We start from the raw sequence: 12819 nt of genomic DNA on the forward strand, positions 1-12819 counted from the left end.
ATGAATATTAACGAACAATTTGCTGCTGTCGTCATGATCGGCCTGATGCTGGGTGCCTCTGCGTCCTATGCTGAACGTGCGCCACGATCCCTTGGAGCTGATGCCCGGGTCCGGCAGGTGACCTTCAGCCCCATTGATGTAATCCGCGTTGATACGCACCTAAGGGTCAATACAGCGATTGAACTGGGAAGAGGGGAGCGTATCAGCCAAGTTTTGCTTGGGGATTCAGAAAGCTACGAAATCGAAGTGCTTTCAAACCGAAACACGGTGTCGGTAAAGCCGGTGGTCGCGCGCGCTTCGAGCAATATGACCATCTATACAAATAGGCGGACCTTATCGTTCCTGCTAACCGAAGGACGTACCAAAACCCACACGTTTCGAGTGGTGATTGAGTATCCTGAAGAAAAAAGCGCCCCACGCGTCGTTGCAACAGGGGCGAGAGATACCGGGTACCAATTTGCGGGAGAGGCACCCTTTCGCCCGCTTCGCGTTTGGAACGATGGGAGACACACCTATTTTGAGATGCCGCGCGACGTTCGCCCAAGCGTGTTTGGCATAAATGGAGCGGGATTTGAAACCACGGTCAACTCCACAACAAGCGGGTCGATCATCAAAGTGTCCGGTCTCCAGTCAGAATATTCCGTACGGATCGGCGAACGTGTTGTCTGTATCAGGCGTGTCGCTGGTGGATCTACTGGTGATCCAGCGGTCGTTTCTGTTTTGAGCAGCAAGGAGTTCTGAGATGGAGACCGAACCCGACTATGAAATCAAAGCAGAAGACAAAGCTGGTATAGGACGTGCAGGAAAAGTGGGCTTGGGGCTGATTTTGGCCGCAGTAATTGGGTTTATAGGCTATCCGATCATTGCACCTCAGCTGTCGTCGGTACTGGAGACTTCTGAAAGTCAGGAGTTTCAGGATGAGCAGGATGGAAGCCGTATTGGGCGTGTCGAGCCCGGAGAGGCGACTGATACTCAACAACCAGCGTTCGATATCGGTCCGCTGACTGATCAACTCGATCAACAACGGGCAGCGCTGGAAGGTCGCAATGCTGAACTTGCAGGGCAGGTGGCGGCGCTGCAAGCTCAATTGAGAGGCATTGCGGATGAGGCAGCGGCAGAATCCAACAGTATGGCGCAACAATTGGCCGATGCCTTACAACGTGCGCAGGCTCAGAACGCTGAAGCCGTTGAACAGCTAGAATCCAGCTTCCAAAATAAACTGGCTCAATCAGAGGCTGACGCGGCAAAGCAAAGAGCCAACCAAAAGACCCTACTTGAGGAGCTTCAAAAGCAGAATGCTGACCTGGCGGCCTTGGTGGCGGCGGGTGCATCAAATGCACAGGATGTGGAACTTGAGCGGCTGCGTCTTCAGGTGGAGGCGGATCGTCAGCGGCGTGAAGATGAGGCGGCGGCGGCGATTGCAGCCGAAGAGCAGCGGACAGCAAACCAGAGAGAGCAAGAAAGACTATCGGAGTTGCGTGCAGCGCGTGAAGCGCAACGCGCTCTTATGGAAGCGAGAGTCAAATCAGCCTCTGTCGTCTTTGATGAAGGATCGTCCAGTGATGCTGGGGGTCAACCTACGGCGGCGGGATCACCAGATGCTGGCCCACAATCTCCAGATCAGAGAAACAGGGAGTTTGTCTCAAATGGCGGGGTAGCGGCTCCTGTGACCCAAGCTGAGTTGATCGCAAATCCGGCCAATACAGTGCTGCAGGGGACAATGATCCAAGCGACGCTCGAGAATGCTGTCGATTCGAGCCTTCCGGGGGCAGTGACGGCAATGGTAAGCTATCCTGTCTACTCATTTGATGGGACGCGGGAATTGATACCTCCGGGCTCGCTGCTGATTGGTCAATACAGCTCTGAGGTTTCATTAGGCCAAGCGCGTATCTTGGTTGGCTGGACCCGCATTGTTACGCCAGATGGGCAATCCGTACAAATTTCAGCCTTCGGAGGAGATGATCAAGGGCGTTCGGGGATCACTGGGCGCGTTAACACGCGTTTTGGGCAACGGTTTGGTGGTGCTGCATTGATTTCGCTCATCGGCGCTGCCCCGGGGATTGCTGCCAGTTCGAGCTCGAATGAAGTGAGTTCTGAAACGGCAGAGAATGTAGCGGACAACTTTACCAGTGCGACAGCGAACATCGTAAACGAATATGCGAGTCTCCCACCGATTATTGCCGTTGAACAGGGCGCACAGATCACTGTGATGGTGGACCGTGATCTGGAATTTTTCTGATGCCAGGCCCGACGTCATTTCTGCAAAGCTATCTGGAACCTATCGCGGGTGTTTTGCAGGATCCGGAGGTTGTTGAAGTCGCGGTGAATCCGAATGGATGCGTCTGGCTGGAGCGTCAGGGCGGGGAATTCATGGTTGAATACAAAGATCACATGTTTGCTGCCGAGGAAGCAAATAATCTCGGGATGTCGATCGCCTCTGCCGTTGGGGCCCAATTTTCTGAGAAAAAGCCGATATTCTCGGGCAAGGTCATCTTCGAGGATCGGCCGCTCCGGGCGCAGGTTGTTTCCTCCCCTGTTATCGAGGGCGGTACCGCAATTACGCTTCGATCCTATAGTCAGAAAAAAATCTCGCTTGAGAAAGCAGTATTGCTGCACGGCAAACTCGTTGATCTTGATGCCTTGCGCCGGGAGCGTGCTGAGCGGGTGTCGCAGTTCGCGGGACTTGGTGATATTTCCGCCGCGATGTCTGTTTGTGTCGAAGATAGGTTGAACATCTTGGTGTCAGGCGGCACGTCAACTGGCAAGACAACGTTCGCTCGGGGTTTGCTGGAACTGGTTCCGGCATCTGAGCGTATTGTAACAATCGAGGACGCCTATGAACTGTTCCCTGAGCAAAGAAACTCGGTATGTCTGAAGGCCAGCAGGAGCGGATCAGGGGAGACGACACCGGCCAAACTGCTTGAAGGCACGCTCAGAATGCGACCTGATCGGATTATCCTTGGCGAGATACGCGGAGAGGAAAGTAAAACCTTTTTGGACGCGATCAACACCGGCCACGGAGGATCGTTCACGACCATACATGCGGATACCGCGCCCAAGGCGATCGATAGATTGGCGCTCATGATCATGTCCGTGGGAATCAACATGACGTTTGAGGAAGTGCGCCGTTACTGCGCGTCCAGCATCGATGTCGTAATCCAACTGGGCCGGATCGCGGGCCGACGTGGAGTGGTTGAACTCTATCTGCCCAGTATGGACACGGCTTATGGCGGTTGATCGTTTCGTTCGGTGGCGAATTTTGCGTCGAATGCGAATCTTCGGTACGAAATTGCGAGATAGACAGATAAAAGAATCCTGAGATGCCCATCGCATCGTCAAGACTTTCAGCTTATGTTGTACTAGAACTGGTAGGAAAATCGCAGCGATGGCGCAAATGCAATGCAAACATCAACATGAAGGTGAGACGCAGAGAGCATGGCTCTGCGCGCCTGCGTTGATGCATACTGCTTTTGCGTCGCCTACGATGCGGTCTGACGACGACGTTCACCTTTCAGACAATGTGGCAGTGGCTCTTTTGACGACGCAACCTTTGAAACGGTTAGCAGGTATCGGGTTTTTAGGTGCGATTGACTACGTAAAAAAGGGGTCAGGTCGCGATCCTCATAGGCGCAGGCACAATCGTCTGGAGCATTCTATCGGTGTGGCCAAACTGGCAGAAACCTATGCGCTTGAGATTGAGATGGGTGAGGCCGAGCGTAAGACGCTCATATGTGCGGCTTTGTTGCACGATGTTGGTCACGGCCCATTGTCACATACCTTAGAGCCGGTGTTCGAAGAATATTTTGGCACAAACCATCACCGGACGACACGTGACATCGTGAAGGGAACGACGCGGTTTGGATCGCATATTCTGGACATTTTGAGTGAGTTTGAAGTCGATACTGAAGAGGTGCTGGCTCTAATAGATGGGGAAGATGTCGGTCGTTATTCCTTTCTGTTTTCATCCCCGATCAATATCGACACGTTAGAAGGCATCACGCGGTGCCGGGCGTTTGCAGGACCACGGTCGGCATTTGGTAGTGCAAGCGCTGCTGTTAGGCGGTGGGCCACATCTGGACGTCTCCCTACAAATGATTTTGATGACTTTTGGGACTTGAAGAACAACGTCTACAATCTGGTGATTAACGCTCCAATCGGGCGGCTACTCGATACCGTGGCCCAATCTTACATGGTGGCTAATATCGATAGGTTCAGCAAAAATGATTTTCTAAAAACTGAAAAGGGCTTCCGAGCGTCGCACCCAGAGCTGTTTGCTTACCTGAGTGTTGTGCTTGAACATGAAGATGATTTACGGTCGCATTTGCCAAAGTCTTGGCTCGATGCTGATGTAAATATAAATGATCGCAAGTTTTTTGTGGATGACAGCATAGAGCTTGTTGGCTTGCACCACATAAATGCACGTTACAAACAGACCCGCTCTCGCCAGTCCGTAAAACTCGACGAACTCGTTAAGGGATAGTTTGATGAAGAACGGCGACGCGTCGCAGATATTAGCGGCTTGCAAAAGTGAGTCTGAACGTCAGCTGGAGCTTATGCGAACCATCGCCAAAGCGATGTTTAAGGACAATCCAAGCTATTTGATTGGAGTGAATGGCAGTGTCGCGCGCCGCGAATGTACAAGCGGTTCTGACATTGATCTGTTCTTTTTGTTCAATGGCAACATAACTGCGAACGATGCCCGAGCCGCTCAAGACCTTTACAGAGCACGGTTACACGAAGAAGGCCTTGTGATGCCCGCTCACGGTGGGGTCTTTGAAACACCGCTGAACATTGAAGAGCTCCTCGAGACGATCGGAGGTGACGACGATACCAATATTTTCATTACACGACGGATGCTGTTTTTGCTGGAAGGGGAGTGGACCTTCAACCAGGGCTTGTTCAAACAAACACGCACACAGCTTATAAAGCGCTATGTCGCCGATGATCTGGACGAACATAAACTGTGTCTATTTCTGTTGAATGATGTGATCCGCTACTGGCGCACGATTTGTGTTGATTTCGAGCACAAAACAGCCGCCGCGGATAAGCCGCGCGCAATCCGATTGGTAAAGTTAAGGTTTTCACGCATGCTCCTGTATCTCGCCGGTGTCGCAGCGGTGAGCCAGACCAAAGATATAGACGTTGTTGCGAAGCGCCGGAAGCTGGAAGAGCTTTTTGCACTATCAACGATCGCTCGCATGCAGGCGGTGTTTGGCCCCGCAATGGAAAAGCCTCTATCACGCTATGCCCGCTTTCTATCCGATTTGAACGAAGAGCCAATCCGAACACAGCTTAAATTGCCTGGAGATGAAGGGCTGAATACGAAAGTTTATAAGGCTCTATCTGTCGAAGCCCGCCATTTTAAGGACGAACTTCTGGCGATGATGATTGAAGAGTTTGGGTCTGAACACGATGTTATCAAAGCCCTCTTGCTCTAAATGACACGAATGTTTGGAAGCCGCGAATGACACCGCCGTCAACGCTGATTTTCTTAAGACACGCGCAAACGCCTTGGAATAGAGCGGACCTGACAATGGGCCAATCTGACATCCCTCTTTCAGATTTAGGCAGGCAAGAGGCCATCCAAGCTGTTGCCGCGCTGAAAACGCTTCAGATTGATGTGATCGTTTGCAGCCATCTGAAACGCTGCCTTCAGACGATATCGCCGTTTCAAGCCGTGGGTGGTTACAAGATAAACATCGATCCCGCATGGGCAGAACGGTCATGGGGTGTTTATGAAGGCGTTTCAAAATCTCACAGGGGTCAAGAAGCGCACCCTAAAAACGGTGAGACTGACGCTGATTTTCGAGATCGTATCCAACACGCTTTGAATGATCTTCCAAGCGGAGAGAACATATTATTGGTTTCGCATTCAGGTGTGTTTCGAGAACTTCGTCGCTTTGGTTACGAATCTGATGCTGCTCTCAAAAAGATTCCTCATGCAACTCCAGTGCGGCTTCGGAGAAACCGGGCTCCTGAGCGGTAACGATACTTTCCAGTTATCGTAACTACCCGGGCCTTTTGTTGATGTGGCTTCATCTTTTCTAGTGGATCAGAGCGCCGTTGTAAGCGCGGAGGGGCAGGGGGCTGAGGTGCTCTTTCCCTGCACCAAGGCCGAACCGGACATTCGCTGCACTGTGCATGAACTGGTAAGATGCGGACATAGTGTGAATTCGCTGCGACTGCGCCAATGGCTGCTATCCGTCAGATGCAAGGTGTGCTTGAGTTGACTTATTGTTCAAGAACGCCTTTTCTTTCGCATTGTCAGAAAGCTCAGCTGCACGTTGATAGCATGTGCTTGCTTGATGAAAATCTCCCACCCGTGCTAACACGTCTCCGAGAGCCGCGTGATACGGCTGGTAGTCTTTGACTTTCGGCGATGCGCGAAGCTCTTTGAGCATGTCCAATGCAACCTCGGGCGAATGCGCGTAGGATGCGGCAACTGCTTGGTTAATGCGCACGACTGGCGAAGGATGGTGGACGTATAGTAGTTCATAGAGCGTGGAAATTTCATCCCAATCGGTCTGCTCCCAAGAAACGCTTTGTGCATGTGTGCCGCTGATCGCTGCTTGCAGCTGGTAAGGCCCAAGTTCATTTCTGGGCAATACTCCTTCTAATATCGCGACCCCTTCAACAATCTTGTCTTGGTTCCAACGTTTCCGGTTTTGCGCCTCAAGCGGAATTAGATTTCCTTCCTTGTTCGTGCGCGCCTGACGGCGTGAATCATGCAACAGCATGAGGGCCAATAGTCCCGCAGTTTCCGCATGTTCTGGCAACAGAGATGCGAGAATTCTTGCAAGACGGATAGCCTCCTGTGTTAAATCGTTCCGGTGAAGACTGTCCCCTTTGGTGGCCGAGTAACCTTCGTTGAAAACAAGGTAAATCACGCTGAGAACAGAAGTAACCCTGTCCATTAATTCTGACTGGACGGGGATTTCATATGGAATTGAACCTTGTGAAATCTTCTTCTTGGCGCGCGTGATACGCTTTTGCATGGCGTCAGGCGTGTCGAGGAATGCGCCTGCGATTTCTTCTGTCGAAAGACCGCCAAGGGTCCGAAGTGTAAGCGCGACCTGGTCTTTCTTCTCAAGATGCGGATGGCAGCATGTGAAGATCATCTCCAATCGTTTGTCAGGGATGTTATCGATCAGTGTTTCATCCAATGTTCGATTTTCGAGATCTAAAAGATAGGCAATCTCCGCCTGCTTCGTGGCAAAGTTCTGATCGCGACGCAGCTTGTCGAGTGCGTTCCTACGAGCGACCGTGATAAGCCACCCAGCTGGCGACCGAGGAAGCCCGTTCTTCGCCCAATGCCCCATTGCGGAAACGACAGCATCTTGCAGGCAATCTTCAGCGAGTTGAAAGTCTTTTAGGCCGCCTACAAGCGATGCAAGGATACGCCCCCACTCCTCTCGAACAGTTTTTTCGATAATCTGTTCTGGAGTGAGTGAGGGTAACATATGCAGGCAGGCCTAGTTATCCCAAACCACGACAGGGCGTACTTCGACACGCCCGTGTTCAGCTGTCGGGATCATTGCAGCGTATTTCACCGCTTCGTCCATATCGACACAGTCCAGCAGATAGTAGCCGCCAAGCTGTTCTTTCGTCTCAGCAAATGGCCCATCAATCGTTTCGGTCTTTCCTGCGCGAACAGAGACAGTGGTCGCCGTTTCGACGCCCTGCAGCGCATCGCCAGATACGAACTTGCCGTCGTCCTGAACTTTTTTAGTGAAGTCACCATAGGCCTTCATGAAGGGGCCAAACTCTGGTGAGCCGGGCTGGGGACCTGAGTTGGGGGCGGAGTAGATAAGACAAGTAAATTGCACGATATGTTCCTTTCAAAAACCAAAAGCACCATGCTCTTGTACACACTAGACGAACAGCGAAGTCACAAACGGACACTACCATCGAAAAAATATTGATCCAGTTGCTAAGCGTGGTTCTAGAATGACTGTGCTTTGACAGAGAAGCAGACCTGGATTCAACGCGCAGCATTCTGAAATTTGGGCTCTGAGCCGACCTCGGAGGCAGTGCAGTATCTGCTAAAAACCGACCCCTGTCAGCGTTGAGGACGGCCCTTTGCTGCCGTTAGCCTTCAGTCGCTCATGCTGCAATGCGGCCCGTCAAAGCGGATGGGGTGGATGGCTCCTGCTCCACCGGCGTCGCAATGCGCCATAATGCAGTTGTCTATCACTGCTAGGAAAGGAGCCACCCAATGCAAGTTACAACAGTCGGCCTAGATTTGGCCAAGAACATCTTTCAGGTGCACGGGATCACAGCGGACGGGAGCGTTGCGTTCAACAAGTCACTTCGGCGTGCCCAGCTTTTGCAGTTTTTCGAGAACCTTGAGCCATGCCTCATCGGCATGGAGGCCTGCGGTTCCAGCCACCACTGGGCGCGGCAGTTCCGGAAGTTGGGCCATGAAGTCCGATTGATGCCTGCGATGTACGTGAAAGCCTATGTCAAACGCGGCAAGTCTGACGCCATCGACGCAGAAGCAATCTGCGAGGCTGTCACGCGCCCCACAATGCGCTTTGTGGCGATCAAGACCGAAGAGCAGCAGGGCGTCCTGTTCCTCCACCGTGCGCGAGATCTGGTCGTGCGGCAAAGGACCCAGCTCAGCAACATGCTGCGCGGCCTGCTGGGGGAGTTTGGTATCGTGATTGCCCAGGGGATTGGGAACGCCGTGAAGTTTGCAAAGGCGGTGCTGGACGGAGATCGCCCGAGCATTCCTGAAGTCGCTATCGATGTCCTGACAAACCTGTGCAACCAGATGGTTGCCCTGCATCTGCGCATCCTCTGGTACGACAAACGCATCCTGCTTGAAGGTCGCAGAGACCCAAAAGTTATGTTGCTAAGGACCATTCCTGGGGTCGGCCCTGTTACCGCCTCGGCCATTGTTGCGACAGCGGGCGACGGACATCAGTTCCGCAATGGACGCGAGTTTGCTGCCTGGCTGGGGCTGACACCGATCAACCGATCAAGTGGAGGCAAGGAACGTCTCGGGCGCATCTCCAAGATGGGAGATCAATACCTCAGGCGTCTGCTGGTCACTGGCATGACCGCCCGACTGAACCAGATGAAGGTCAATCCCGACCGCGTCGATCCTTGGGCAATGGCATTACGAGAACGCAAGCCTCCACGCGTTGCTACCGTTGCCATGGCAAACAAAACCGCGCGCATCATCTGGGCAGTTTTGACCCGAAACGAACGCTACAGACCTCACGCAGCATAACCAAAGAAAAGGAACACAAGAGACGCAAGACAATTGAGATGATGGAGCAATGTCAGCCCGCCAACCAAGACACCCCGTCGAATGTCAGGGACACCTCGTTGTCCGCGAAGCGGTTTGGGACTCGGTCAGCGGAAACCATCAGGGCCAGCAGCCATGTGAGCTGCGCAAACAGGCCGGACACACGACTGCATCTGACAAACGCTCATATCAGCTCAAAAAATGTCTTGCTATGCAGGAGCCATCCACACAGGCATTCGCCGCACAAGCGAAACCGAGGATTAGATGAACTTGCAGTCAGCGGGGCAAAGCAAACTTTGAGGTAGCAGGCGCAATGAGTTGCGCCTGATTTCGATATAGTAGGCTCCGAAAACTCAAGGATTTCATGTTTGCTACAACGGAGATGACGTTAGGGTTGATAATTTTTCGAAACTCTCGTCTACTACTCACATGAAATTCGTTCACCATTATTCGGGTTAGCCATGGCCAAGCTGGTCGTATTCAGGGGTAGTAACTACACAGGTGCTTCGCGGGAATATCGAAGCAATGACCCTGATCTCGTTGTGAATTTAGAAGATTTTGAATTTGAGTCTGCGATTGCCATCACTGGCGATTGGGAGCTTTTTGACGATCTAGGTCATTCGGGTAACAAACTTGACCTGATGTCAGAAGGTGGCCCCGATTTTGATGGCGCTTATAAAGACCCAGCAGATTTGCCTTTCGCAGGTGCATTTCACGTCAGATCAATACGGCATTCTGAATAGGCGAGATGCAATCGTGAAGCCATGAGCTAGGGGGAATCATGCTACGAGTATTATTAGTTCTTTTTGGGACTTTGGCGGCTACAGCGGCGTTTTCACAGGCCGAACTGCCGATACAAATCGACCCAAGCACCTATGGCGGCAAATATTGTATCAACAACAGAACGGATTGTTACACAGGCAGTAACTCAGTCAATTTATTCCCTGGCCGACACAGCATAGTGTTTGCCCCAAGCAACGGCTTTTCGTTTGAAGTTGCCGCTGATGGTGCGGTCACCGTTCCAGCGCCATACGACCACGCAGCGGATGGCGGAGACCAAACACTGACCTTTTTGACTTCCTCGGTCGGCTTAGACTTTGGCAGTTATGAAGGAAGCATTGAGATCGTTAATGCGACCAACACAATCCCGCCGACAAGTGGTGTTATATGGTTGGAATTGGTGAACGGTATTGACGGTTGGATATTTCAACTAGCGCCGGGAACGAGTTTTCGCTTCGACACGAATGAGACTGGACACCCAGCAGCTAATTCAACGCAGGCAACTATTTCCGGTCGAACAATGCAGCTGAACACGCGCACGTTGCTCATCGATCCCAACGGGTATACGGGCGATTTTGGGATAGTAAATAACAGACCACCACAAGACAAGGTTCGCAGAGTTCAACTCATACCTGGAATCGATAGGTACATTCTATCCTTTGCGTCGGGCACCGCGCTACTGTTTGATTTTGCCTCAGACGGAACGATTGAACGTGTGCATAGTTCAGGGGCTGAAGATGACAACAACACTTTGCGCCTTTTGCCTATGGATCTTTTTGTGCAGCCCTTAGACCTTTCTCAAGGATGGTACATCATTGGGGCCGAGTCTCGTCCAGTCCTTCCAGGGGCACGTACGGTGAAAGTCATTCCAGACATACCGGCGTGGGCATTGTCGGTAGGTCCAGGAACAGCCGCACGATTTGATGTCGATGCTACTGGGATTGCACAGCCACCAGTTGTTGCGGTGTTTGAAGGTGTCGACATTTACGAATTTGAGCTGTTCGAACGTCGAACAGAAGTGACCTGTATTTTTTCTGCAGATATAGACCTCCGCCAAGACTTGACCGGTAGTCTACCCGTGGATCCGGCGAACCCGGAACTGAGTGTTTCCGCCGAGATGACCTTCCAACTGACACCCTATTTCCAAGGAAGCACTTATACATGGCACCACTGGGAGGGCAAAATTGAGATTACAGACACGGGAGGAGAGACCCTTTCAGGGTTGTCCGGAGCATTTCTGCATTCCGACGATGGGCAGCAACGCAGATACAGCTTCTACGCCCAAGAGCTTTCTGGCTCTCTGGGTGGTGAATCTCCTCCCTCTGACAAAGATGTAATGCTATCCTTAACTGGTCCCTCAACTGGAAGCATCGATTTAGATTTCCCTAGTGACCTTACCGATTGGAATGTTTTGACCAGCCGTGTCTTTGTGTTCCGAGCTTTCGCATCGCGCGCGTTAGCCAAAGTTTCGATGCTGAATTTCCGTGGAACTGGCTGTAGTTAGAATTTGCTGTGCTCGGGTTCGTCTGACCCACATTTCTGCATCACGCTACGAAAGAAGGTTTGTTCACGCAATATTCAAAACGCTGGTTAAGATTAGGCACGTTAATTCCGAAGAGTGACGAGCTGGATTCACAGATGTCTTTGCCCTTGCAGGTGAGTACGGCCCATTGCCGATATTGACTAGTGCGCCCGATCGCTGCGATGCGCCCGTTAAACTGGGCGCGCGTGAAAGGCGCAGCATTTACACCTCGGCACTTACCGGCTCGCAGACCTTTTCTGACCTATGCCGTGACACTTGAAAGGCCAGATTCTTTTAGGGAAACCAACTCTAGGCTTTTTGAGCTACGAACTCAGCCCTTGAAACTGGGGCATAACTTGCGCAACCTTTCTTGAGAAAGGTCAGATTGATGAGGTAAAAATGAAGATTTCCCTAAGCTTTTTTTGTGGGGCCGCTCTTTTCCCATTGGCAGCCACGGCCGATAGCCACGTATCTCAGACACCAACGAATTGCGAGTTCCAGAGTTCACACTCAGCTTTGGGTTTCGAATTTCAACAAGAAGTTTTTAAAACACAAGGGTACGAACACCGAATTCAATGCTGGTATGCTAGCCAATCACTCACTCTGGCAGAAGGTCAGAGCGTGAATTTTCAGGCGACCTGTCCTGAGGGGAGTGATATCCACGATACGGGGTTCATCTTACCCTCTAACGCCGTAAGAACCTTTAGCATTGCAGGTGTTAACTCTACGTTTCTGGAGGGCGGATCGACGCAAGACGCCGCGCAGGTATTGTTCTACCGTTTCTCGTCCCATACAGAGCCGCTGATGCAGGTTGTCCTAACGGCGCTTTGTAGAGATCAGTAAACTTAGTTTGATCAGCCTTGGCATTGAAGCGGCGCTTCTATCTGCGCGTTTCGGGTAGTCACCAGTTACCTAACGCTATGTTGGTTCGATTTGGCGCATCGGATGTTTGCTGCATTCCGGCGAACTGTTAAATGGGTGCTGTCAGACGAATGCGAACCAGTCTCTGTTCTCCAGCGATCTCAATCTGTTAGGCTGCGCCACTCGGTCAGAGCGGCGGCGCGGTTCAGCTTGAAATTTGATCGGCTGTAAAGGTGGCGCTCCGCATTGAAATGGTTGTGGATTGTAAGCGATGCGCCGCCCCCACCTTCCTTGTGATCGCCTGATCTGAGATTCAGCTCTAATGGATGGATTATCAGGGAGTTTCTCCATGGAGCGCTCAACGGAGTTTCTCAGTAACATTGATATGATTGTGGGGCCGCGC

General features: G+C 51.9%; 11 protein-coding genes and 1 pseudogene. 9 read left to right on the top strand and 3 right to left on the bottom strand.

Going from position 1 to position 12819, the window contains the following annotated elements:
* The 6 genes from OS190_RS18545 (at position 1) to OS190_RS18570 (ending at position 5986) form a co-directional block, all read left to right on the top strand.
* The gene (locus OS190_RS18545) at positions 1-741 is read left to right on the top strand and encodes a TrbG/VirB9 family P-type conjugative transfer protein (RefSeq protein WP_203243549.1); all 741 of its coding nucleotides are present in this window, start codon (positions 1-3) and stop codon (positions 739-741) included.
* Position 742: 1 nt separating this feature from the next.
* Positions 743-2239 (top strand): TrbI/VirB10 family protein, encoded by a 1497-nt coding sequence (locus OS190_RS18550; RefSeq protein WP_267160190.1) that lies wholly within the window; start codon positions 743-745, stop codon positions 2237-2239.
* Positions 2239-3237 carry an ATPase, T2SS/T4P/T4SS family gene (locus OS190_RS18555; protein ID WP_267160191.1) on the top strand — a complete coding sequence of 333 codons (999 nt, stop codon included), beginning with the start codon at positions 2239-2241 and terminating at the stop codon, positions 3235-3237. The genes OS190_RS18550 and OS190_RS18555 overlap by 1 nt, the downstream gene beginning before the upstream one ends.
* A 148-nt stretch (positions 3238-3385) precedes the next feature.
* Positions 3386-4480, top strand: coding sequence for an HD domain-containing protein (locus OS190_RS18560; protein WP_267160192.1), 1095 nt, complete (start codon positions 3386-3388; stop codon positions 4478-4480).
* 4 nt (positions 4481-4484) lie between these two features.
* A complete protein-coding gene (locus OS190_RS18565; protein WP_267160193.1) occupies positions 4485-5438 on the top strand; it encodes a nucleotidyltransferase domain-containing protein in 954 nt (317 codons plus the stop codon).
* 26 nt (positions 5439-5464) lie between these two features.
* Positions 5465-5986 carry a histidine phosphatase family protein gene (locus tag OS190_RS18570; RefSeq protein WP_267160194.1) on the top strand — a complete coding sequence of 174 codons (522 nt, stop codon included), beginning with the start codon at positions 5465-5467 and terminating at the stop codon, positions 5984-5986.
* A 211-nt stretch (positions 5987-6197) separates the two neighbouring features.
* Here OS190_RS18570 and OS190_RS18575 read toward each other — a convergent pair whose 3' ends face one another.
* Together OS190_RS18575 and OS190_RS18580 are read right to left on the bottom strand one after the other, a co-directional pair.
* Entirely contained in the window at positions 6198-7460 is a 1263-nt protein-coding gene (locus OS190_RS18575) for an RNA polymerase sigma factor (protein WP_267160195.1), read from the bottom strand.
* 12 nt (positions 7461-7472) lie between these two features.
* Positions 7473-7826: a YciI family protein gene (locus OS190_RS18580; protein WP_267160196.1), complete on the bottom strand. Its 354-nt coding sequence runs from the start codon at positions 7824-7826 to the stop codon at positions 7473-7475.
* A gap of 389 nt (positions 7827-8215) precedes the next feature.
* Here OS190_RS18580 and OS190_RS18585 point away from each other — a divergent pair, with 389 nt between their 5' ends.
* The 3 genes from OS190_RS18585 to OS190_RS18595 all read left to right on the top strand — a co-directional run bounded on the left by OS190_RS18585 (position 8216) and on the right by OS190_RS18595 (position 11537).
* Complete coding sequence (locus tag OS190_RS18585) at positions 8216-9235, top strand: IS110 family RNA-guided transposase (protein ID WP_267160197.1); 1020 nt, start codon at positions 8216-8218, stop codon at positions 9233-9235.
* Between the two features lie 479 nt (positions 9236-9714).
* Complete coding sequence (locus OS190_RS18590; protein WP_267160198.1) at positions 9715-9996, top strand: hypothetical protein; 282 nt, start codon at positions 9715-9717, stop codon at positions 9994-9996.
* Between the two features lie 38 nt (positions 9997-10034).
* On the top strand, positions 10035-11537 hold the full coding sequence (locus OS190_RS18595) for a hypothetical protein (RefSeq protein ID WP_267160199.1): 1503 nt from the start codon (positions 10035-10037) through the stop codon (positions 11535-11537).
* 1040 nt (positions 11538-12577) lie between these two features.
* Here OS190_RS18595 and OS190_RS18600 read toward each other — a convergent pair.
* Positions 12578-12682: pseudogene (locus tag OS190_RS18600) on the bottom strand (IS6 family transposase); the annotation flags it as partial.
* Between the last annotated feature and the right edge of the window lie 137 nt (positions 12683-12819).

The sequence above is a fragment of the Sulfitobacter sp. F26204 genome (assembly GCF_026410305.1).
Taxonomy (GTDB): domain Bacteria; phylum Pseudomonadota; class Alphaproteobacteria; order Rhodobacterales; family Rhodobacteraceae; genus Sulfitobacter.

What these genes read in the sequence shown, in the direction of transcription:
- OS190_RS18575 (WP_267160195.1), bottom strand. Translation starts at nt 7,460, where the DNA reads ATGTTACCCTCACTCACTCCAGAACAGATTATCGAAAAAACTGTTCGA.
- OS190_RS18570 (WP_267160194.1), top strand. Translation starts at nt 5,465, where the DNA reads ATGACACCGCCGTCAACGCTGATTTTCTTAAGACACGCGCAAACGCCT.
- OS190_RS18555 (WP_267160191.1), top strand. Translation starts at nt 2,239, where the DNA reads ATGCCAGGCCCGACGTCATTTCTGCAAAGCTATCTGGAACCTATCGCG.
- OS190_RS18550 (WP_267160190.1), top strand. Translation starts at nt 743, where the DNA reads ATGGAGACCGAACCCGACTATGAAATCAAAGCAGAAGACAAAGCTGGT.
- OS190_RS18595 (WP_267160199.1), top strand. Translation starts at nt 10,035, where the DNA reads ATGCTACGAGTATTATTAGTTCTTTTTGGGACTTTGGCGGCTACAGCG.
- OS190_RS18590 (WP_267160198.1), top strand. Translation starts at nt 9,715, where the DNA reads ATGGCCAAGCTGGTCGTATTCAGGGGTAGTAACTACACAGGTGCTTCG.
- OS190_RS18585 (WP_267160197.1), top strand. Translation starts at nt 8,216, where the DNA reads ATGCAAGTTACAACAGTCGGCCTAGATTTGGCCAAGAACATCTTTCAG.
- OS190_RS18545 (WP_203243549.1), top strand. Translation starts at nt 1, where the DNA reads ATGAATATTAACGAACAATTTGCTGCTGTCGTCATGATCGGCCTGATG.
- OS190_RS18565 (WP_267160193.1), top strand. Translation starts at nt 4,485, where the DNA reads ATGAAGAACGGCGACGCGTCGCAGATATTAGCGGCTTGCAAAAGTGAG.
- OS190_RS18560 (WP_267160192.1), top strand. Translation starts at nt 3,386, where the DNA reads ATGGCGCAAATGCAATGCAAACATCAACATGAAGGTGAGACGCAGAGA.